Annotated in this window: 19 protein-coding genes and 1 pseudogene; 8 read left to right on the forward strand and 12 right to left on the reverse strand. The window is 58.2% G+C overall.

Annotated features, from left to right (window positions below; translation table 11 throughout):
* Nucleotides 1-78: 78 nt before the first annotated feature.
* The 3 genes from EBBID32_RS20430 to EBBID32_RS20440 are packed head-to-tail and all read right to left on the reverse strand — an operon-like array spanning nt 79 to nt 3,093.
* Nucleotides 79-1,737: a class I adenylate-forming enzyme family protein gene (locus tag EBBID32_RS20430; RefSeq protein WP_006966093.1), complete on the reverse strand. Its 1,659-nt coding sequence runs from the start codon at nt 1,735-1,737 to the stop codon at nt 79-81.
* A gap of 7 nt (nt 1,738-1,744) precedes the next feature.
* The gene (locus tag EBBID32_RS20435; protein ID WP_231382267.1) at nt 1,745-2,167 is read right to left on the reverse strand and encodes a nuclear transport factor 2 family protein; all 423 of its coding nucleotides are present in this window, start codon (nt 2,165-2,167) and stop codon (nt 1,745-1,747) included.
* Between the two features lie 41 nt (nt 2,168-2,208).
* Nucleotides 2,209-3,093 carry an SDR family NAD(P)-dependent oxidoreductase gene (locus EBBID32_RS20440; protein ID WP_006966100.1) on the reverse strand — a complete coding sequence of 295 codons (885 nt, stop codon included), beginning with the start codon at nt 3,091-3,093 and terminating at the stop codon, nt 2,209-2,211.
* A gap of 138 nt (nt 3,094-3,231) precedes the next feature.
* Here EBBID32_RS20440 and EBBID32_RS20445 point away from each other — a divergent pair, with 138 nt between their 5' ends.
* Complete coding sequence (locus EBBID32_RS20445) at nt 3,232-4,668, forward strand: NAD-dependent succinate-semialdehyde dehydrogenase (protein ID WP_006966102.1); 1,437 nt, start codon at nt 3,232-3,234, stop codon at nt 4,666-4,668.
* Between the two features lie 177 nt (nt 4,669-4,845).
* Here the strand turns inward: EBBID32_RS20445 and EBBID32_RS23830 are convergent.
* The 6 genes and pseudogenes from EBBID32_RS23830 to EBBID32_RS20480 all read right to left on the reverse strand — a co-directional run.
* Nucleotides 4,846-5,741: pseudogene (locus tag EBBID32_RS23830) on the reverse strand (IS3 family transposase); the annotation flags it as partial.
* A 101-nt stretch (nt 5,742-5,842) separates the two neighbouring features.
* Nucleotides 5,843-7,342, reverse strand: coding sequence for a class I adenylate-forming enzyme family protein (locus EBBID32_RS20460; protein ID WP_037492222.1), 1,500 nt, complete (start codon nt 7,340-7,342; stop codon nt 5,843-5,845).
* 20 nt (nt 7,343-7,362) lie between these two features.
* Complete coding sequence (locus EBBID32_RS20465; RefSeq protein WP_037492226.1) at nt 7,363-7,653, reverse strand: hypothetical protein; 291 nt, start codon at nt 7,651-7,653, stop codon at nt 7,363-7,365.
* Between the two features lie 59 nt (nt 7,654-7,712).
* Nucleotides 7,713-8,510, reverse strand: coding sequence for a nuclear transport factor 2 family protein (locus EBBID32_RS20470; protein WP_156022636.1), 798 nt, complete (start codon nt 8,508-8,510; stop codon nt 7,713-7,715).
* Between the two features lie 102 nt (nt 8,511-8,612).
* Nucleotides 8,613-9,389, reverse strand: a complete 777-nt coding sequence (locus EBBID32_RS20475) for an SDR family oxidoreductase (protein WP_037492230.1) — start codon at nt 9,387-9,389, stop codon at nt 8,613-8,615.
* Between the two features lie 229 nt (nt 9,390-9,618).
* Nucleotides 9,619-10,320, reverse strand: a complete 702-nt coding sequence (locus EBBID32_RS20480; RefSeq protein ID WP_037492232.1) for a GntR family transcriptional regulator — start codon at nt 10,318-10,320, stop codon at nt 9,619-9,621.
* A 247-nt stretch (nt 10,321-10,567) separates the two neighbouring features.
* Here EBBID32_RS20480 and EBBID32_RS23315 point away from each other — a divergent pair, with 247 nt between their 5' ends.
* The 6 genes from EBBID32_RS23315 to EBBID32_RS20510 all read left to right on the forward strand — a co-directional run bounded on the left by EBBID32_RS23315 (nt 10,568) and on the right by EBBID32_RS20510 (nt 18,268).
* Nucleotides 10,568-11,101: a cupin domain-containing protein gene (locus EBBID32_RS23315; RefSeq protein ID WP_051093399.1), complete on the forward strand. Its 534-nt coding sequence runs from the start codon at nt 10,568-10,570 to the stop codon at nt 11,099-11,101.
* Nucleotides 11,102-11,128: 27 nt separating this feature from the next.
* Entirely contained in the window at nt 11,129-12,082 is a 954-nt protein-coding gene (locus EBBID32_RS20490; protein WP_037492234.1) for a hypothetical protein, read from the forward strand.
* Between the two features lie 298 nt (nt 12,083-12,380).
* Nucleotides 12,381-13,127 carry an electron transfer flavoprotein subunit beta/FixA family protein gene (locus EBBID32_RS20495; RefSeq protein WP_006966120.1) on the forward strand — a complete coding sequence of 249 codons (747 nt, stop codon included), beginning with the start codon at nt 12,381-12,383 and terminating at the stop codon, nt 13,125-13,127.
* A gap of 34 nt (nt 13,128-13,161) precedes the next feature.
* Nucleotides 13,162-14,094: an electron transfer flavoprotein subunit alpha/FixB family protein gene (locus tag EBBID32_RS20500; protein ID WP_006966122.1), complete on the forward strand. Its 933-nt coding sequence runs from the start codon at nt 13,162-13,164 to the stop codon at nt 14,092-14,094.
* 186 nt (nt 14,095-14,280) lie between these two features.
* Nucleotides 14,281-17,001, forward strand: a complete 2,721-nt coding sequence (locus tag EBBID32_RS20505) for a LuxR C-terminal-related transcriptional regulator (RefSeq protein ID WP_006966124.1) — start codon at nt 14,281-14,283, stop codon at nt 16,999-17,001.
* Between the two features lie 166 nt (nt 17,002-17,167).
* Complete coding sequence (locus tag EBBID32_RS20510; protein WP_006966125.1) at nt 17,168-18,268, forward strand: CaiB/BaiF CoA transferase family protein; 1,101 nt, start codon at nt 17,168-17,170, stop codon at nt 18,266-18,268.
* A 177-nt stretch (nt 18,269-18,445) separates the two neighbouring features.
* On the opposite strand, the gene EBBID32_RS20515 is transcribed toward EBBID32_RS20510, so the two are convergent.
* Genes EBBID32_RS20515 through EBBID32_RS20525 form a run of 3 tightly spaced genes read right to left on the reverse strand, consistent with a single transcriptional unit; the run spans nt 18,446 to nt 20,467 of the window.
* Complete coding sequence (locus EBBID32_RS20515) at nt 18,446-18,841, reverse strand: MaoC family dehydratase (RefSeq protein WP_037492237.1); 396 nt, start codon at nt 18,839-18,841, stop codon at nt 18,446-18,448.
* Entirely contained in the window at nt 18,838-19,293 is a 456-nt protein-coding gene (locus EBBID32_RS20520) for a hypothetical protein (RefSeq protein ID WP_006966129.1), read from the reverse strand. Before EBBID32_RS20520 ends, EBBID32_RS20515 begins: the two co-directional genes overlap by 4 nt.
* Before the next feature lie 10 nt (nt 19,294-19,303).
* Nucleotides 19,304-20,467, reverse strand: coding sequence for an acyl-CoA dehydrogenase family protein (locus EBBID32_RS20525; RefSeq protein ID WP_006966131.1), 1,164 nt, complete (start codon nt 20,465-20,467; stop codon nt 19,304-19,306).
* 202 nt (nt 20,468-20,669) lie between these two features.
* On the opposite strand from EBBID32_RS20525, the gene EBBID32_RS20530 reads away from it, so the two are divergent.
* Nucleotides 20,670-21,872 carry an acetyl-CoA C-acetyltransferase gene (locus tag EBBID32_RS20530; RefSeq protein WP_006966132.1) on the forward strand — a complete coding sequence of 401 codons (1,203 nt, stop codon included), beginning with the start codon at nt 20,670-20,672 and terminating at the stop codon, nt 21,870-21,872.
* Nucleotides 21,873-21,893 lie beyond the last annotated feature (21 nt).

A 21,893-nucleotide genomic window follows, 5' to 3' on the forward strand; every position in this document is an offset into this window, starting at 1 on the left:
TGAATCAGAAATCACACCAGGTGGGAATCCCCGCGCGATTCAAAACGGTCGAAAACCGCTCTAATATAGAATATATGTTTAATTGGTCTTGCCTGATGATTTAATCATCGCATGCAATGAAAAATCTCGTGGCAAGCGAAACTTCTGTATTTTTGTTGCACTCATCGGCCATTCTTCGACAAATGTTATGTATCGAGGAACCTTGTATCTTGCAATTCGTCCCGAACAATGATTGATTACCTCTTCTGCCGTCATGCTTTCGCCAGAATTCAGTTCTATGAACGCGGCGACAACTTCGACGAGCCGGTCGTCTGGTGCGGGAATGACCTGTGCGAGCTTGATCTTAGGGTGCTGTGCCAGAAAGCTTTCGACTTCGGCAGCTGCTACGTTTTCGCCGCCTATTTTCAACATGTCCTTAATACGATCCGAGAAAACAAGCTGGCCGTCTGTGCCCATCCAGCCGGCATCGCCAGTGCGGAGCCAGCCATCATCGAGCATTACCTTCGCGGTTTGGTCGGCGTCCTTGAAATAACCCGAGAAGATAGGCCCTCTGATGAGGATCTCGCCTCGCTCACCTAGCGGTTTTTCTTCAAGTGTATCCGGATCTACAATGCGCACTTCGAACCCTGGAAGAGGCGTCCCCACCCGCTCGACGCGTTGGTCAAGCGTGTCGTCGGGGCTCGACATAGTACAGATTCCTCCGCATTCGGTAAGTCCGTAGCACGCGATCTGAAGGGCTTGCGGAATCGCATTTGCGAACCTGCGCAGGAGATCGGGGGCACCAATGGTCAGTTGTATGCGCAGGCTCGAGAGGTCGCGCTTGGAAAAATCCGGGTGATCAATCATTGCCGCGGTCAGCGCGGGAAATGCGGGATAACAGACTGTCGCCTTTACCCGCTCCAACTCAGCAAGTGCGCTGCTAGCGTCGAAATGAGTCTGGCAAACATAGGTTGCCCCCACCTGCCGACATGCGTTTAGCGGTAGGTGGGAGGAGAGATGATATAGCGGCAACGGGTCCCAGAAAACGTCGTCGGCCGTAATCCGAAGTCGTTGTGCGATCCCGGCCGAAACGTGCGTTATCGAACTGTGAGTGATCATGCAGGCCTTGGGCAACGCCGTTGTGCCTGAAGAGAAGATCACGAATGCTGTATCGTCCGGCCTTACCGACTCGACTATTCGAGCCAGATCATCGTCCGGGGTCTGCGCCGCGACAAGGGAAAAATCGTTTTCGTCAGGCCAAGCGCAGGACGCAGGCGCATCGAACAGGAACACTTTCTGTAGCTTGGGCGCCGCCTTTAATTGTAACTCTTTGGACGTGTCCCATTCCATGAGTTCTGGGAAGCACTCGGTTATTATGGCCTGCAAGTCCAGATGTTGCTTAGCCGCCCCGCTGGTGAACAGGATTTTTATTTCCGCGTGGTTTATGACGTAGCGCAGTTCATCTCCGCGATAGCGAGAGTTGAGCACGACGGCGCAAGCGCCGATAAGATTCAGTGCGCTACTGAGTACCAGATGGTCCCAACAATTCGGCATTAGGATGCCGACGTGATCCCCCTTTCTGACGCCCAGGCCCACCAAACTGCGGGCGGAGTTGGTCACTTGACGGGCCAACTCCGCAAAACTCGCTTCGTGTTTTTCTAGGACCAAAGCTGTGCGGTCCGGCCACCTCAGTGCGGCATCAATGATTGCATAGCCAATGGTTCTTGGCACAGGCGTGAGGCCAGCTGTATTTTTCATTCCGCAATTATTCCTTGGCGGCAAAAATGGTGTCACGGAGGCCAATCTTCCATTCGCCGTTTTCGACAACGAATTGATCGACGTATTTGGCGATTGCGTAAGGGGCCTCGAGCTTGGGCTGGCCAGCATGATTTTCCCGGTAGCTGCGATAGACCGTGACATATGAGACGGCTTCCGCCGTTTCTGGGCCGGTGACGGTCACCAGCAGATTGCTGGCGGCGTGGACAAGCGGGTCGGTCGTCAAGACATCGAAGAATGCCTTGATCGCCTCGCGTCCCTTGATCTCACCGGTGTCTGGCCGGCTGAGGATGCCGTCCTTCACAAAGAGGTTCACCAACCGTTCGAACTGACGGGTGTCCACGCACTCGCAGTATTCCAGCATTAACCTCTTGCAGTCATGCTCGGCAATGAGTGTAGCAAGGTCGGTCACGGCTATCTCCTTTTCACATTTCGAGTTTCGCGCAGCGCGGCTTACAATGACAGGCCGCCATCGGCTATCAGCGTCTGCCCGGTAATGAACCCGGCCTCCGATGAGCATAGAAACGCGACGGCCCCGGCAATGTCTTCGCCATTTCCGAAGCGTTGCAACGGGGTGCTGCGGCGGCTGTTTTCCCAGATCTCCGAGTTATAGATCGTGTCCATGAGTTGGCCGCCGATGCCAACCTGCATGATCCCTGGCGCCACAGTGTTGATCCGCACGCCAAAACGCCCTTCCTCCTTGGCAACGGCCCTGCACATGGCTTCGGTACCTGCTTTTGGCACACTTGACAGCGCGTCACCGATAACGAACCGGTGAGGGGCCACGGAGCCGACATTCACGATACTTCCACGCGTTTCCCGAAGAATCGGCAGGGCACGCCGGACCAGGGCTATGAAGCCCATCAATTCGGTCTGCACCGCTTCGCGCCACTGATCTGGCCGCAGCTTGGAAACGTAGGTCTGTGGAATATGCATTCCGGTTGAAAACACGATCGCGCGCAGCGCGCCGCTGCGCGCATGTGCCGCTTGAAGGACTTCTTCAAGTTGGGCTTCGTCGGAAATGTCGAGCTGGTGAGCTGCCAAGGAGCTCACGCTGGACAGCTCCTCCTTGAGGTTCCGCGCGGCCTCCGAATTCTTGCGGTAAGTCAGGTCAACATGTTGCCAATCCTGCGCCAGGCGTCGGACTATCGCGCTGCCCAGGCCACCAGACCCTCCGAGGACGATTGCACCTCCTGTTTCCTTTTTCATCTGCTTTTTCCCGCAACAATGGCTCGCCGAGCCAGTCCGCCGCAGCTCATTCATCGCGGCACGGAAATCATGGCACCTATCCAAAGACGTGCCATTGAGTGTCATCCACCCTTCGGCCTGCTGGCCCATCAATTGGCCCGATATGAAGTCTCTCGTGATCCGGCCTAGAGATAGGTGACGGCAAGGGCATCTTGCCTTTTATCGCGTAAACGTAGCTGACCATCGTCAGCGCGATCAGCCGTCAGATGTTGTCGGGAGGAACGGCAGTTGAACAAGATTTTCCAGCAGCAATGCTATATCGGCGGGCAGTGGTGCGACGCGCAGGATAAAAGGACGCTCAACGTTCTTGATCCTGGTCGAGGGACCATTCTCGGAACCGTTCCTAATATGGGAATGGCCCAGACAAGGCGGGCCATCGAGGCGGCAGAACAAGCGCTTCCGGCTTGGCGATCGCGCACAGCCGCTGATCGGGCGGGGATTCTGCGTCGCCTCTATGACCTGATGATGGCTAATCAGGATGATCTGGCAGAACTTTTGAGCCGTGAGCAGGGCAAGCCGTTCGCTGAGGCGCGCGGCGAGATTGCCTATGGTGCGGGATACGTTGAATGGTTCGCGGAAGAGGGTAGGCGCGCCTATGGCGAGGTCATCCCCAGCCACGCCACGGACCGCAGGATCGTAACTTTACGGCAGGGCGTCGGCGTTGTTGGCGCAATCACGCCATGGAATTTCCCCAGCGCTCTCGTCGCGCGCAAGCTTGCGCCAGCATTGGCAGCCGGTTGTACGGTGGTGCTCAAACCAGCTTCGGCCACTCCTTACTCGGCTCTAGCTCTGGCTGCGCTGGCCGAGCAAGCCGGCGTCCCTGCGGGCGTTTTCAACGTCGTTACGGGTAGCGCGCGGGAGATTGGCGGCGAACTCACGCGCAACTCAGCTGTCCGCAAGATCAGCTTCACCGGTTCTACCGAGATCGGCGTGGAATTGCTTCGCGATTGCGCGGAGACCGTCAAGAAGGTCTCTATGGAATTAGGTGGGAATGCTCCGTTCATCGTATTCGACGATGCCGATGTGGATGCTGCGGTGGAAGGAGCTATTGCTTCGAAGTTCCGCAATTCCGGTCAGACCTGTGTGTGTACCAATCGCTTTTACGTGCAGGAAGGCGTCTACGATGCGTTCGTGACGAAGCTGGCAGCAAGGGTGGGGCAGCTGCGGGTAGGCTATGGAATGGACGAGGGCGTCACTGTCGGCCCCTTGATCGACGAGGCTGCGGTTGCCAAGGTTGAAGAACATCTCGACGATGCGATCTCGGGCGGCGCCACTGTTCTTACCGGTGGTCGGCGCAACGCGCTGGGTGCCAATTACTATGAGCCCACCGTCGTCGCCCACGTCAAACCTCACATGAAGCTGGCCCGGGAGGAGACATTCGGCCCGCTCGCCGGCGTGATCTGCTTCACTTCCGAGGAGGAAGTGATCCGACTGGCCAACGACACGGAATTCGGTTTGGCGAGCTATTTCTATTCGCGCGATCTGTCGCGCGTCTGGCGCGTCGCCGAGGCCTTGGAAACCGGCATGGTCGGCATCAATACGGGGCTGATTTCGACTGAAGTTGCTCCGTTCGGAGGCGTGAAGAGCTCGGGTTTGGGACGCGAAGGCTCGCGGCATGGCCTCGAAGACTACATGGAAATCAAGTACCTCTGCATTGGGTTGTGACAGATTTAGGGTCCCCCTCTGGGAGAAACCCCTCCGACTTCAGTCGGATACAGGCTATGGGCTACAGCAAGGGTTGTCACACGACTTTTCATCATCGTTACCACATCGTCTGTGACGTACTCCCCTGAAATGTGACCGCTTTTAGGTAGAGTCCGACGCCAACATAAGCGATATCGGCGGTTTGCCAGGCCGGGAGAAGTCGAGCGTCACACCTTTCATGTAAGCCCACAAGTCGAGCTCGCGGGAGATAAATTCGCTGCCATGGTCGGCCCTGATCGACGCGGGATGACCAACCTGCGCGCAGACCCGTTCCAGTAGCTCGATAGCGTCTGGTGCCCGGAACCGGAACCGCGGAACCACAGCCGGCGAGAACCGGCTGAAGGTATCGACCACGGTTAGGATACGCAGCTTCGATCCCGTCGCCAGCTGGTCATGGACAAAGTCCATGGCCCATACATCATTCACGCGGAAGGCCGCACAGCGGCCTTCCCTCAACTTTGCCTTCACCCGCCGTTCTGGCGTCTTCTTGCGGAGTCCAAGGCCCATCTCCTTATAAAGCCGGTAAACCCGCTTGCCGTTGATCGCCTAGCCTTCGCGTTGAAGCGGCACATGGATACGGCGATAGGCGTACCGAACCCGCGTCTCCGCGATCTCCTTGATCCGCTGCTTGAGGTCGGCCTGATCGGCACCTTTGCCACGATAGTGGTAGCTGGATCGTTCCACTTGGAGCACGCTGCAGGCCCGCCGGATGCTGACCTGCCAGGTGGCGCGAACATCATCAACCAGCTGGCGCCGCCGATCAGGCCTCAGAGCTTTCGCGAGACGACATCCTGCAACATCGCCTTGTCCAGCGACAGGTCGGCAACCAACCGCTTGAGCTTCGCGTTCTCCTCCTCGAGCTGGCGCAGCCGCTTCATCTCCGATGGCATCAGCCCCGCATACTTCTTGCGCCAATTATAGTACGTCGCCTCGCTGATCCCTGCCTTGCGACAGACCTCGCCAACCGATGTTTCGTCGTCAGCCTGCTCGAGCACGGTGGCAATCTGCGCCTCGGAAAACTTCGACCTTTTCATCATCCACTCCGTATCCTGGCCCTCCGATCATAACTGGAATTTTCCAGCTCAAAACGGTCCAAGATTCCAGGTGCAGGTCACTCCTTTGCGAAGGTTATTTTCTAATTTTCAAATAGCTTCTTCACCTCCCGACGAAGGAGTTTCCCCATCTCATTAAACGGCAAATGTTCGAGATATAGCACTTCATCGGGTACTCGGGACGAACGGAGGCGCGTGCGTATCAGATCTTTGAGTTCAGCGGGTTCCGGCGGTACGTGACCTTTACGCACGACTACTGCGATTCCGACAGCCTCGCCCCATTCAATCGAGGGAACAGCAACGGCGCACGCATCGAGGAGGGCTGGATGGGCAAGCAGCACATCTTCAATCTCCCCCGGAGAAATGTTCTCTCCGCCGCGTACGATGACATCGTCGGCTCGCCCGCAGAGGAAAAGGTATCCGTCGGCATCCATGAAGCCGGCATCACGCGTGGGGAACCATCCGTCAGGTTCAAGAGCCGACTTTTCCTTGTATTCGCCTGAGACCTGTTCGCCCCGTACATAGATCTCACCCATTACTCCTCGCCCTACGGGTCTGCCAGCTTCATTTCGGATCTCGATTTCTACCGTTGGAAGCGGCTTGCCCAGCGATGCCAGCCGCGCGCGGATGTTCGGATCATCGGATGCTTGAGCCAGGCGATGATCCTCTGGGCCGAGGAGTGCGATGGTTGAACTCGTCTCCGTCAGACCATAGGCGTTGGTGAAATCCGTGTTCGGGAATATTGCAAGCGCCTTCTGAATAACTTCCATCGGCATCTTGCCCCCGCCATAGGCAATGGCACGAAGTGATGAGAGGTCTGCCATGACACCGCCGCTCATCTCGTCGATGATTCTCGAAAGCATGGTCGGCACCACGAAGGCGTTTGTAACTTTTTCTACTGCGACCAAGTTTAGCCACGCTTTGGGGTCGAAGGCGGGCAAGACCACGATTCGGCGGTTGGCGTAGATTGACGACATGATCGCTGAAATGCCGGCGATGTGGTAAGGTGGCACGACGACCAGAGCGGCATCGTCGTGGTCCGCTGATGCGAAGTCCACCGTACCGAGGATGTAGCCCAGTAGATTTGCATGACGCAAAATCGCCGCCTTGGGTGCGGCCGTGGTGCCGCTAGTGAAGAGTTGCACTGCAACGCCGTGGCCGGGGTCGTAGCTTCTGGCCTGAGCCACAGAGCCAGCGTTTGGGGCATCTTGCGTAAACCGGTCGCGCGCAAGGATATGGTGCCCCTGTCCAGCCGCAATACGACCGACTCGCTCGTCGTCGCCAATTACCAAGGCGGGCGCAATGCGATTCAGGAGGGCTGACAGGTCAACGTCGGCAAGTCGATAATTGAGTGGGCAATAGGGGACGCCTGCCAAGGCCGCCCCGAACAGGGCGATCACGCTAGCCTCGCTGCTTTCGTCCAGCAGGGCAACATATTGGGCACCGGATTGCTCGATGAGCTCGCAAGCACCGCGGGCTGCCTCTAGCAATTCCTCGTATGTCCAGCGCTTGTCGTCGCAGACAACGCCAACCCTGTCCGGCGCGGATTCCGCAGCCATCTCCAAGAAGAGCGAAATGTTCATGGCAGAGCGTCGCGCAGAGTTCAGTCCGACGCCGGCAAGGGCTTTGCGTCCTTGATAAGCAGCTTCTCTCCGTCGAGCGAAAGTGAACCTGCCCCAGATTTTACGCAAAGCAGTTCGATGCTGCCACCTTGGTCAATGTACCGTTTTCCCAAAAGGCTTCCGTCTGCAAAATCAGGGTTGATGCTGGCTGCTTCCACGGGCTTGATTTCGGACATAATCCAGCCGCCGCACTCAATTGCTCCATCACCACATCGAATGATCATGACTTCGGTGTCGCAGACGGCACTCTTCAGGCGGGTACCAGGTTTCATTTCAGGATCCTTGGAAAATTAATCAGATTGATCAGGAGGAATGACGATCAAGCAGTGCATCAAACTCGCGACGCAGCGAGGATCCGTCGCTCCATTGTGTAGCGGTCGGTGACAGCGCGAACGAGTCCGATCTTGCCGCCGCTGACATGAACGATACCGGTCGCGTAGAGACTTGCGCGCTGTCCTTCATGCCCATCCAATTCGGCCAGGCCCCCGGCATAATCACCTTCAATGCGGACCTGGAATGCCACGCGCTGCCCGGCTGACATGAGGTCAAGCACAGTCGCTTTCTCTCCGGTAAGGATGGCACGCGCAACCAACGGGGCGACACGCTCATCGTCGAGGCTGCCGATCCGGCTCCTCAACAGCCCTCCTTGCTCGAGCCATTGACGAACGACTTGCTCGTTTTCCTCGCAGGCCGCTTCGATCGGCCCGGACCAGGGGGAATAGGCTGGCGGATCGATCGGATCCGGTGCTTTCGTGCTCAGTTGACGGCGGCGGCCATAGTAGTCCTGTTCGATCCGGCATTCAGTCAGCCGCTCACCATTCCAGCGATACAGGCTGACCCCATGCCACGCGGTGTTCGCATCGAACTGCGTCGAGTAGCCGTGTTCGCTGAAGTACATTGCGCACCGGTCGCCGTTCGAAAAGAACTCGTGAACGGTAAAGCCGAGGCCGGGGTAAGCCTTGAACTGCCTTTCGGCAGCTGGCTTGTAGGCCTCTTCCCGTCCGGTGAACATGTGTTCACCCATGTGGAAGGTGTAGTCATCTGCCAAGATCTGGTCGGCGACAGAGAAATCATGCGTGGCAGTGTAGCCGAAACAATACTTTTGCATCACATGGCTGAGAGGATCCAACTTAATGCCCTTTCACGACAGAGGTCAGTCAGGCAACGCCCCTGACGAAGTAATGCCCTTCTCCACACCTTTCCAACGATAGGCGCGCATCGGGGCCCGGTTTTAACTGCAGCCGACCAGTCCACCATCGACCGGTATCAGCGCACCGGTTACATAGCTCCCGGCATTCGAACACAAGTAGACAACTACGCCGGCGATCTCATCTGCACGCCCCAGACGACGCAGGGGAATGTGCGCCAACAAGTCGGGATCGACAGCGTCCTCATCACGCATGTGTGCAGTCATCTTTGTCGGGAAGTACCCGGGGATGACTGCATTTACCGTAATGTTTTGTGCGGCCAGTTCACCGGCCAAATCGCGCGTCAGCATGTGAAGCGCGGCCTTCGATGCAGAGTAGCTGTAGGCCTGCAGTCCTTCAGGTTTCATTCCGGCGACGGATCCAATGTTGATGATGCGGGCTGGATCGAGCGGTTTTCCAGCGGCCACCAATGCCGGCAAAATATCTCGGATCAGCGCAAACGGTGCCTGGACGTTGACGGTCATGACGTCTGTCCAGGCCTTGTCGGGAAACGAATGGATCGGCCCACCCCAAGTTTTGCCAGCATTGTTGACGAGGATATCGCAGGTTTCGAATGCTTCCAGATAGCGCTCGGCAAGTTCGGTTGCGGCCGATGGCGATGACAGATCGGCGGCGAGAGGACGACATTCGCCAAATTCCGCCAGTTCTGCGGCGGCTTGTCGGCACACCTCCTCCTTGCGGGATGTGATCGCGACGCTGGCTCCCGCGGATAGCAGGCCTTGTGCGATCATGCGCCCCAAGCCCTGCGCACCGCCAGTTACTAAGGCACGTTTTCCGTGCAGGCTGAAAAGGCTGCTCATTGCGTTCTTCGCCCCTTGTCGTACGCCCGGCATTCGCCGGGTTTCTGCGACCGGTGTTGGAAGCGCCGCTTGGCCTAGGTCAACGAAGAGACAACCTGCCTGAGGATAGGGTGCGCGGATGGGGTTGCCGCAGCTTGGAAGGGGTGTGGGGGCAACTATGAAGCGTCAGGCTGCGGCGATTGGCGCATCGTCTTGAAGCCCCGCCTTGCCCCCGCCCCGCCGGGGCCGATCAGCCGCAGATGCCGCTGACGTGACCATCCGCCGCCGAAGCAAGTAAATCGACGGACATCTGGATATGTCTGGCCATGAGTTCACGTGCTCTGTCGGCATCTCTTGAAACGAAAGTAGCGACGATGGCCTCATGCTCCTGGAGAATCGCGTCGCGAGAGCCTTTCTCCTCGTAGATCGAATCGCTGAACGACTGCGGGAGATCGAGCGCCTCGAGAAACCGGGTCAGCGTTCGGCTACCGGTGCCGCTCCAGATCGCGCGGTGAAATGCGCGGTTGAGCTCCGCTATTTTTCGCGCCCGGGCGGGCGATACCGTCCGATGGTCCCCACACTGCTTTTTGACTTGCGCACAGTTCTGTTTGAGGAGCGCGATAAGCTCTGGGTCTCCATGCTTGCAGGCTAGTTCCGCGGCATAGCCTTCCAGCAGGCTTCGCATGCGGTAGCGGTGTTGAATTTCCTGCCAGGCTTGGGGCTCCACGATTGCGCCTCGGTTAGGTTGGAGCTGGACCAGGCCTTCCGTCTCAAGCGCTTTCAGCGCTTCCCGGATCGGTGTTCTACTGATTCCAAACTTTTGGGCCACCCGCTCGATGTTGATCTTTTCGCCAACCTTCAGTTCACCTTCGAGGATCGCAGCGCGAAGCTTATCCCGTGCCCGGTCCGCAAGTGAGGGCCCCTGAAGATTTTCTTTGGTATCCGTTGACACGCTATCACCTGAACCGTCATCGCCCGGAACGCACCACAACGTCGTTCGCGCCCATTCCTAGGTAGACATAAAGGATGCGCAGCGCAATTCGCTTGGCCCTGCTGCTCTCCGTCAAGAGCGGTCGAATGTCTCCACGCGTAGCTGCTATTGCCTACGGTTATATCAGGAGTGCGGTTTTGGAGATTTTAAGTCGGGACTGAATCTGGTAAGCGCGCGCATTCAGCCAAATCAACGAAAGGAACTCCTCATGCGTGTCAGAAGGGTCGTCACGGGACAAACATCTGCGGACGAACACATCTTCACTCATGTTGAGGAAATCGCGCCGATGGAAATGGGTGGAGGCGCGCAGTGGTATCCAGTTTGGGGCTGGGAACAAATGCCTGGACTCCCGTTCTGCCCGGAGGGATCGTATCAGCCCGACAGCGTATTCCCGCGACCGGGCGGCACGCGGATTAATACCGTTACTTTCCCTGTCGGTTTTGGCGCCGGCGGCCCCCTTTCATCGATTCCCAAGAATCCCGAATACGCCAAGCTGGCAAGTGCTGTCGTGAGCGGTGGGGAGCACGACTACGAAACCGGTATGCACTCGACAGACTCCGTAGACCTGGGCTTTGTGTTTTCAGGTGAAATGACCCTTATTCAGGGGGATGGAACGGAGCAGATATTGCGGCCCGGTGATGTGCTCATCCAGAACGGTGCCATGCATGCGTGGAGGAATCGGGGGGCCGAGCCCTGTACAATCTGCTTTGTCGTTATGGGCGTGCCCCGCGCGGCTTCCTGAATTTTATGGTGATCGACGTCGGCCCTGATGCTCGTCGTCGATCCGGATTCCGAGCGCCAGCTGCTCGAGGAGTTGCTCATGTCTGAAGATGTTTATGGTTTTCGTTACTCCCGGGGGCTGGATCTCACCAATGTCCACACGACTAGCGATCGTGAAAAAGCGGAGTTTTGGGGCGATCGCATGATCCGGCGTTCGGGTCAGCTTGCCTATCCCCTGACGGCTTATGCCTTCCTGCTGGATAACCGGCCGGATATGCTCAAGTACCACATGCGTCAGATGCAATTCCTGCACGCGGTGCCTGCAAACGGCGAAATTCCGATGAGCGTCACGACCCTGACGATGCTTCATTGGTACGCATGCAACCGCGTGCCCGGTGGGGTGCTGCACGAAGTCATGGCCTGTCAGGAAAGCGGTGCCAGCAAGGATCAAGTGAACGAGATCTTCGGATTGGCCTTCATGCATTCAGGGCCCTCGGGCTTCCACGAAGTCTACCATCAAGCGTTCGACTACATGCACAGCTACCAGCCATCGGGTAACACCTTGATCTGGCCGAAGGGCTGGGAGCCGGATCCGGCGGCGTTCAAGAGCGGCCTTGATTTCGACAATCCCGTGTTGACCGCCGCAGAACGCAAAATGTTGGACGAATGGTACGTTAACACCATCGGATACGTGCCCGAATCGATTGGGATGCTGACTGAGTTTAACCCAAGCTTCGTCAAGCAGCATCGAGGAAAGTTCGAGGGCGCGCTGGCCACTGGGACACTTCCCAAGCAGGTCGTTCCATACATCCTTATACATTACAATATGAACCGCGGTTTTCGAGATGGCATACGCGAAGCAACGTTGCTCGGGAAGTCTTGGGGGCTGACGCGTGATCAGGTGATCTGTGCCATTACGTTGGGGACGGGCTACATGGCCGGGATGGATGGTATGTACATAGTCAAAGAGGCGATCGGCGATTTGCTGGATAGCTGGGAATGACATGTAGGTCGAAAGATATTTAGGCCGAAATCCAGGTTGCGGCATAGCTCGCGGATACGGGAGTCCAGCGTTTCTGTCTAATCGGGGATGCGAACTCAATTCGAGGCGCAAAGCAACCCGGAGGAGTTTCTGCGGCTGCCTGATGATGGAGCCTGTTCCCTTTCCAATCGTTGGATAGGTTGTCCTCCTCCGGGTGAAGCTAACGCAGTGAGCGCCTTAGACCGTTATAGGTTGGCTCGTGGGAATCGGAAGCTTGGTCCGATTCTAGAATGTTCTGTTCTATCGAAAGTCGACGCCTATGAAAATCCTGGTGCCCGTGAAGCGGGTGATTGACTACAACGTGAAGCCGCGCGTCAAGGCGGACGGCACGGGTGTCGATCTGGCCAACGTCAAGATGAGCATGAACCCCTTTGACGAAATCGCCGTCGAAGAGGCTATCCGTCTGAAGGAAAAGGGCGTCGCGACCGAGATCGTCGCCGTTTCCGTCGGCCCGGCCAAGGCGCAGGAAACGCTGCGCACGGCGCTGGCCATGGGTGCGGATCGCGCCATCCTGGTGCAGACCGATGACGAAGTGGAACCGCTTGCCGTCGCCAAGATCCTCAAGGCAATTGCCGAAGTGGAACAGCCGGGTCTGGTGATCCTGGGCAAGCAGGCGATCGACGATGACAGCAACCAGACCGGCCAGATGCTGGCCGCGCTGATGGGCTGCCCGCAGGGCACTTTCGCTTCGGCCGTTGCGGTCGATGGCGATGCCGTTACCGTCACCCGTGAAGTCGATGGCGGTCTGGAAACGGTCAAACTGGCGCTGCCCGCCATCGTCACCACCGACCTGCGCCTCAACGAGCCGCGCTATGCCTCGCTGCCCAACATCATGAAGGCGAAGTCGAAGCCGCTCGCGACCAAGTCGCCCGCCGATTATGGCGTCGACACCGCTCCGCGTCTCAAGACCCTCAAGGTCAGCGAGCCGCCGGTGCGCTCGGCCGGCATCAAGGTTGCCGATGTTGATGCGCTTGTTGCCAAGCTCAAGGAACTGGGAATCGCCTAAGGGCGAAGCCCGGCCTCCTGAAAGGATTAAGAACATGGCTAAGACACTCGTTTGGGTCGAACACGACAACACGCAAGTCAAGGACGCCACCCTTGCCGCCGTTACCGCCGCTTCGCAGCTGGGTGAAGTCCACCTGCTGGTCGCCGGCTCGGGCTGCGCCGCCGTGGCCGAGTCTGCCGCGAAGATCGCTGGCGTCGGCAAGGTCCACCTTGCTGACAACGCCACTCTCAAGGACGCGCTTCCGGAAAACGTCGCGCCACTGATCGTGGAGTTCATGGGCCATCACGACGCCTTCGTCGCGCCCGCCACCTCGAACGGCAAGAACATCGCCCCGCGCGTCGCCGCGCTGCTCGATGTCATGCAGCTGTCGGACGTCCTCTCGGTCGAAGGCCCCAAGACCTTTACCCGCCCGACCTACGCCGGCAACGCCATCGCCACGGTCGAAAGCTCCGACGCCAAACTGGTGATCACCGTGCGCGGCACCGCCTTCGCCAAGGCGAAAACCTCCGGCGGTTCGGGCACGGTCGAGGCCGTCTCGGGCGGCGCTGATGCCGGTCTCTCCAGCTTCGTCGGCGCCGAAATCGCCAAGAACGAGCGCCCGGAACTGACCAGCGCCAAGATCATCGTCTCGGGCGGCCGCGCGCTGAAGGACGCGGACACTTTCCAGCAGGTGATCTTCCCGCTGGCCGACAAGCTCGGCGCCGGCGTCGGCGCGAGCCGCGCCGCGGTCGACGCGGGCTATGTTCCGAACGATTACCAGGTCGGCCAGACCGGCAAGATCGTTGCTCCCGAAGTCTACATCGCGGTCGGCATCTCGGGCGCGATCCAGCACCTTGCCGGCATGAAGGATTCCAAGACCATCATAGCCATCAACAAGGACGAAGACGCCCCGATCTTCCAGGTCGCCGACATCGGCCTGGTGGCGGACCTGTTCAACGCCGTGCCGGAGCTGACCGGCAAGCTTTGAGCCTCCCGGCAGTAGCGAACGATGAAGAGGCCCCGCGAAAGCGGGGCCTTTTTCGCTTGGGTTCCACAGTACGCTGATCTTGTTACTCGGAGTTCTGCAGCGCTGCCTTCTCAATCGAACTTGCCTCCTATCGCACGATAGGTTTAGACTTTCCTGTCTTGCGATAGGCACGCAGGATTAATGTGGATGCCGGATACCTCCTCGGCCCTGATGAAGGGAGGGACGGCGCATGGAGAGGCTAAGGTGAACCTGATACCCACCGCAATCGTTGCCCCGCGACTTCGCATGGGGCAGTATCCAAGGCAAATGATCGAGGCGTTGGCAGGGCGCGTTGATCAGTCGCGCTTGACGGTGCTTTGCGCGCCTGCGGGCTATGGCAAGACTTCCGTCGCGCTCCAATGGTTCAATCGGCTTGTCGAGGAAGGGCGTCCCGGCCTCTGGATCGCAAGTCGCGCAGGCATAAGAAATCTTTCCAGTTTTCTCATTGCCTTGCAACAAGCGGGCGGCAAGGCGGGCTTGCCATGGGGCGCACTGGATCCGGCAGACGATATTGACGTCTGGATTTCACATCTTTCTGCCCATTCCGAATCCCGCCCTCTGATTGTGGTGGATGATGCGCAACTCTTACCAGGCGATGTTTTCGATTTCCTCGAGCGATACCTAAGCGGCGCGCGTGACGCTATTACCATGATCATTTGTTCCCGCGAGACCTTGCCGATTCCCCTTGCCAGGATGCGGGCGGCTGGTTCCTTGGTTGAAATCTCAACAGACAGATTGCGGTTTTCGACCGAAGAATCTCGCGATCTTATTTCCATGTTGTTGGAGCTACCAATTGAACGTGCCTTTGTCGCGAAGATTATCGACCAAATTGATGGTTGGGTCTCGGGATTAATTTTAACAATTGAGAAGTTTAAATTAATTTCATCAGGACTAAACTCAGATTGCGACCAAGAATTACATTTATATATAGATATATTGTCCAGATACTTTCAGGAAGAAGTTTTAAACCTTTTGCCGGACGCGATGCAAGATTTCGTTGTTACGACAAGCATTCTTGATGAGTTGACGCCGCTAGCATGTTCTGCGGTCCTCGATATTGATAATGCAGGAATTTTACTTGAAGAGGCGGTCCGCCTCGGCCTTTTCATCGAGAGGATCGAAGGTAGGAGAAGCGCATATCGGTATCATCCCCTCTTCCGATCGCTCATGCTGGAGACGGCAGTGGATCGATCGCCGAAGCAAGTGCGCGAGTGTCATCGTCGAGCTAGCCTTTATTATTCCTCCATTCGCGAAGAATACAAGTCAATAGAGCATGCCAGTAAAACTAACGATGCTGAATTTTTGGCCGATCAACTTGATAGCATGGCAAATAAACTGATATACGATGGATATCTTTATTATATAGAAGATAATTCGTCCGATATTCCTTGGGAAGTCATGAAGTCACGACCAATGCTTCTTCTGGCTCTGGCTTGGCGCTGGATCCGGCGATTGTCGTTGACTCAGTCGGAACGACTTATCGCCTGTGCTGCGGAAATTGCTGCAGAAAGGCCGGAGGATTTTAACCTGTCCTATGTGCTGAGGCATCGCCAGATTCTTCTTCAGGCGGCGTATGATAATCTCAATTACGTAGAGGCTGAAGGAGAAAAGCTCCTCCTAGAACTCGGCGATGAATCGCCATATCTGAGTTGCACTTTGGTCGGCCAATTAATGGCAGCGCGTCGCGAACTGTATCACTTCCGGGATATTGTAAAACTGGAGGCCGAGACGCGCCGCGCCCTGAATCGGCCAGGTTCTGAGTTTGCCGCCATCACGTTGAAGGCAACGGTTGCACCCACACTCATGGCGCTAGGCAAGGGAAGTCTAGCAAGGGGCCTGCTCGAAGAGTCGTTCGAATATGCCGAACGTCGGTGCGGGAGGGACTCAAGCGTCGCAGCGATTCCTGCGCTGATGTTTGCAGAGGCACTTTACGAGGTCGGCGAACTCAAGCGAGCTGAATCATTGATCGATGAATATCTGCCTGCGGCCCGGCAATGGGGTATGGTGGATGAAATCGCTGCCGGCTTCATCACTTCCGCAAAACTGAGCTTTGCCGAAGGAAATGTGAAGAAGGCCATGTCGACGCTGGAGGAGGCGCATTTGATCTCGGTCGAATGCAGGCTCGATCGGCTGCGAGCAACCCTGGTCTCGGAGCAGGTCAGGATGTTGGTCCAGAATGGTCAGCTTGGCGCTGCACAAGCCGCCTTGGCAGCTGGAGACATCATAGTCGACCATCCACCTTATCCTACCCTAGCGCCTACTCGCAAGAACGAGCACGTCGCGATCGCCTGGTTGCGGATAGAAATCCAGTCCTACAATCTAGCAAAGGCCAAGAAAGTGGCGCTTCGCTGGCTGGAATTTGTCAAGCGAAGTGCCGCGAAGCGTTCGATTGTCATTTTCCAGCTACTTCTTACGGAAATTGCAATTCTGGAAGGTGATCGGGTTCGTGGGCGCAGGGCCCTGCGAGATGCGCTTGAAGCAGCCGAACCTGCGGGCTGGGTCCAGATATTTCTCGATGCAGGGGACGGCATCAAGGCCTTGTTGATGGAAGCATATGCTTCCGGGCCAGTGGCGCAGACCCCTGTAGACGAGTTCACAATGCGGATCCTGGCCGCGTCAGGAGTCAATCCGACGGTCGGCCCCGCCGATGAAATGGAAGATGCCTGCCTGCTAGCGCAACTTGGTGATCGCGAGGCACAGATACTGACGATGATTAGTGGGGGGCTGCGCAACAGGGAGATCGGTGACCGCCTCGGGCTCACCGAGGGCACTGTAAAGTGGTACATGCAGCAGATCTTCGACAAGCTTGGTGTGCGGCGCAGGTCACAAGCGGTGCAACGGGCGCGCGTTTTGGGCTTAGTGGCGTGATCAAGCTCGCCGGGCAGAAGTCCGGTTGCCGCGGACCGATGAGTTGCGGCGTTTGAGCCGATCTGAATCGACCATGATCGAAATTCTATCCGGTGTCAGGCACGCCTGAAGTTTCCGCAGGTTATTATTCGGCGCTGTGATTTCTAATTCTTTTAAGAGGGATTCTATGACGTCGCTGAAAACCGGACCACTAGCGGGTATCCGAGTGATTGAAATGGATGCAATCGGCCCCGTGCCGCTGGCTGCGATGGTGCTTGCCGATCTTGGGGCGGACATAGTGCGCGTCGCGCGACCGCCGTCAGTGGGCGGCGGTGCTTGGGAAGACGTGGGGGGAGACATTCTCCACCGAGGACGCGCAGTCACCCATCTGAATCTCAAGGACACAGCAGACCGTGACATGGTGCTCGAACTGATCGGGCAAGCGGATGCACTGATCGAAGGCTTCCGTCCTGGAGTGATGGAACGGATCGGGCTGGGACCGGATACATGCCTCGCCCGCAACCCCCGCCTTGTCTATGGTCGGATGACCGGATGGGGGCAAAGCGGACCAATGGCATTGCGGGCGGGGCATGACATTAATTATCTATCGCTGACCGGCGCCCTCCATGCGATGGGAGGGGCGCATGCGCCGCCGCCAGTTCCGTTGAACCTGGTGGGCGATTACGGCGGCGGCGCGATGTTTCTCGTGTCGGGCGTCCTGTCTGCCATCATTTGTGCCATACGTACGGGGCAGGGGCAGGTTGTGGATGCCAGTATTTCCGACGGCGTTCCGCTGCTGATGAGCTTGTTCTATGCGTGGCTGCCGAAAGGCTTGTGGTCCGATGCACCGGCCTCGAACCTGCTTGATGGCGCTGCGCCATTTTACCGATGCTATCGCTGTGCGGATGGTCGGGACATCGCGATTGGGTGTCTGGAGCCACAGTTCTTCGCTCAGGCGATCAAGTTACTCGGTCTGGAACGTCGCGGTTACATTCAGAATAATCGCACCTGCTGGCCGGCAATGGAAGCTGATTTCGCCGCAATCTTTGCTACAAGATCACGGGATGAGTGGGGCGACATCTTTGCGGAGACCGATGCTTGCATCACCCCCGTCTTATCTATGACGGAAGCTCCGTCATACCCGCACAATGCCACTCGCTCGGTCTTCGTAGAGTCTGGCGGCATAATCCAGCCGTCACCCGCTCCGCGAATGTCCGCAACCCCACCGAATATTAGCGAACCGGAAACCGTGGAGCCGGTTGTCGCTTTACACAGATGGCTAAAGTAAGGTGACGAGTCTACTGCACCGTTTCAGCCATCAGCGGGACCAGGGGCCTGTCCACTTGGTCTGCTCGCGCCCAATTGCGCGGTTATGAACATCGATTACGCCTTTGTCGCAGACTGGCCAGCGCCTGATCGCATTCTATCTGCGGGGTTGGCGCATGTCAGCAAGCGCCGAGCAGGATTAGGGTGAAGTAATCATGACGGCATCGGCCGAGCACACGAGGCCGCGTTCGGCTGATTCAAGGGAAATCGAACAGGTGATATGCCCCGCGGCAACCGCGTCGATGCGGGGGGTGGCGATGACCTTCTCTTCCCCATAGACATTGTCCAGGAAGCGTGTGCTCATCGACTTGATCCGACTGCCGGGAAAGGCCCGCAGCAGAGCGTTCATCATGTATGCGACGTTGATCGGGCCCTGGTTGATGACGCGGTCCCCGAGGCCTTTGGCACGCACAGCGGCAACATCGATATGGATTGGATTGGGGTCCTCTAGAAATACCGCCCATTCCTTCATGGCCTCAGGATCAACCCGGGTGACCACGAAAGGAGGGAGCACCTGTCCTGCGATATATGTCATGCAAGGTTCTTTCGTGGAAGAATCCAGACATTGTCGGTTGTCAACACGCAATCCCCGTCCAGCCCGTGAAGGCGCAAGCGATAAGTCAGCACATCCATGACACCCAACTTGCGACTGCGCTTGCGCTCCAGGCTGAGGACCTCGCCAGATACCCGGTAGGGAACGTCGGTCATCAGGGAGGCGGCGAACTGGACCTCGCTTGTGCCCATCATCGGACCGTCGTTAACATCGAAATCACACGCCGCGCAGAGCCCTGCCACGGTCATGCCCATCGCCACCTGAGTCGCCACGTAGTAGTAGACCGGATGCGCGCTGCCATCGACAGCCGGTTCCCCCCCTGTCGAACGGCACAGTTCAGCGTTTTGCGCGGCCGTGATGGTATAGAGCCGGTGGCCGTCGAGTGACAGTCCGGCCACGGCGACAGGAGGTGGAAGATCGTCGGCTGTCGACATAGGACTTCCCTCAGTACGATCGCGGCAGGCCCAGGCTTTCGGCGATGGAGTTGCGTACCATCTCGTTCGAGATCGGGGTCATGCGCAGAATGCGATGGTCGCGCCAGTATCGTTGCATGTCGGTCTCCGCCGAATAGCCCATGCCGCCCATGATCTGGATGCCCAGATCCGCGGCCTTCACCGCGTTCTCGGTGGCAACCATCTTCAGCATGTTGGCCTCGACCCCGCAGGTCTGGCTTGTGGCCTGCATGGTGGCCACGTAATTGAGCAGCAGTTCCGTTGTTTTCTGCATGGTCGCAATGTCCGCTATGTAGTGCTGCAGAATCTGGAACCGACCGATGATGTCCCCGAACGCCTTGCGCTGCTTCATGTAGGTCAGCGCATCTTCAAGCACGCCGTCAATGGCCCCGAGGCATTGGGCCCCGACCATGATCCGCTCGTTGTTGAGCGTCGGCAGCATCATGTACCAGGCCTCGCCCGGGGTGCCGAGCACGTCCTCATCGGGGATGAAGACGTCGTCGAACGTTACGGAACAGGAGCCCATCGCACGCATGCCGAGCTTGGGCAGCAGCGTGGCGGTGATGCCCGGCGACTTAGCGTCAGCGAAGAACAGCGTGAGGCCTTGGTGCCGCTTCACCACGTCCTTATCGGTCCGGGCAAGCAGCAGGAGACGGTCGGCAACCTTCGCGCCGGTGGTCCACATCTTGGCGCCATTGACCTTCCAGCCGCCATCGACCTTGACCGCATGGGTTTTCATGGCGCCGAGCACGTCGGTCCCACCGTCCGGCTCGGTGACCGAGATCGCCACCCGCAGGTCGCCTTGGGCCATCGGCACGAGCCAACGGTTCTTCTGTTCGGGCGTGCCATAGAGCCCCACCGACTTTGCGCCGGCGAAAGAGGTGACGCCCCAGGTCCAGATCAGACCGCCGGCCGTGCGGGCCAGTTCCCGGGCGAAGATCATCTGCGTCATGACGTCGCCGCCTTGGCCGCCATAGTCTTCATCGATGCCAATGCCGAAGAAGCCTTGTTCCTTCAGCTTGTCCCAAAGGGGGAACGGGTAGTTTTCTTCGTCGGCTTCGAGGCGTCGCATGAGGTCCTTGGGTGCCTCCGCATCGACCCAGCGGCGCACCATTTGGCGGAATGCCTCTTGCTCTTCGGTCAGCGAGAAATCCATTTGTCAAATCCCATTGCTTGGCATCGCATTTCACGAAGCCCTTGCTGTTCGCATGGACACCTATCTGAAGAATGGTGGGGCCGCTTATTCCGCGCGGGGGGAGGGCAGCTTTCGCATCAACCTATCGATGGAAAGGTGCCATGGCGGGGGCGGAGCCGAATTCACGGGCCTACGTCCGGCCTCTGGAAATTGGAAACTGCAGATGGAAGCCTATATCTACGATCATGTTCGCACGCCTCGAGGAAAGGGACGGCCCGATGGCGCGCTGCACGAAATACCTTCGGTGCAACTGGCAACCCAACTTCTCGAAGCACTGCGGGATCGCAATGCGCTGGACACGGCTCTCCTCGATGACGTCATCATCGGGATGGCGCAGCCCGTCGGCGAGCAGGGCGGCGTCCTGGCGCGTGCGGCCGTGCTGCAGGCCGGTTACGCGCAGACCGTCGGTGGCCAGCAGTTGCATCGGTTCTGTGCCTCCGGCCTCGATGCGGTCAACCTTATCTCCGCCCAGGTCCATGCGGGCATGATCGACGCAGGCATCGGAGGCGGCGTCGAGTCGATGAGCCGGACCGTGATGGGCTACGACAGCGGCGCCTGGACTTCCGACCCCTCGGTTGCTTTTCCCAACCACTACGCGCCACAGGGCATCGGCGCTGACATGATCGCCACGCTCGACGGTTTCAGCCGCGTGGATGTCGACGCGTTCGCGGTCGAGAGCCAGCGTCGTGCCGCGGAAGCTTGGGCCGAAGGGCGCTTCAAGGGAGCCATCGTTCCCGTGCGCGACGTGCTCGGCGACATCGTGCTGGACCATGATGAGCATATGCGGCCAGGCACTTCACTGGCCGATCTCGCCAAGCTTAAGCCTGCATTCGAAGGGTTCGGCAAAGCTGGCTTCGAAGCCGTCGCGAAGGACCGCTATCCCGAGATCGAGGAACTCAGCTATGTCCATCATGGCGGCAACAGTTCGGGCATCGTCGATGGGGCCGGCCTGGTCATGATCGGTTCGAAGGAGTTCGGCGCCAAGGCGGGGCTCAAGCCCCGCGCGCGCGTTCGCGCCTATGCGAACATCGGCTCGGAACCTACCATAATGTTGACCGCGCCCACCGCAGTTTGCCAGAAGGCCCTCGGCAAGGCGGGACTGACCAAGGATGATGTTGACCTCTGGGAACTGAACGAGGCCTTCGCCAGCGTTGTAATGCGCTTCTTGAACGAGATGGGCGTCCCGAACGACAAGATGAACGTGAATGGCGGGGCGATCGCCATGGGCCACCCGCTCGGCGCCACGGGCGCCATGCTGGTAGGAACGGTCCTCGACGAACTGGAACGGCGCGACCTCAACGTAGGTGCAATCTCGCTGTGCGCGGCCAACGGGCTTGGCACTGCCTGCATCATCGAGCGCGTCTGAGCGAAAGAATCTGGAAGGCAC

This window comes from Sphingobium indicum BiD32, assembly GCF_000382885.1.
GTDB lineage: Bacteria > Pseudomonadota > Alphaproteobacteria > Sphingomonadales > Sphingomonadaceae > Sphingobium > Sphingobium japonicum_C.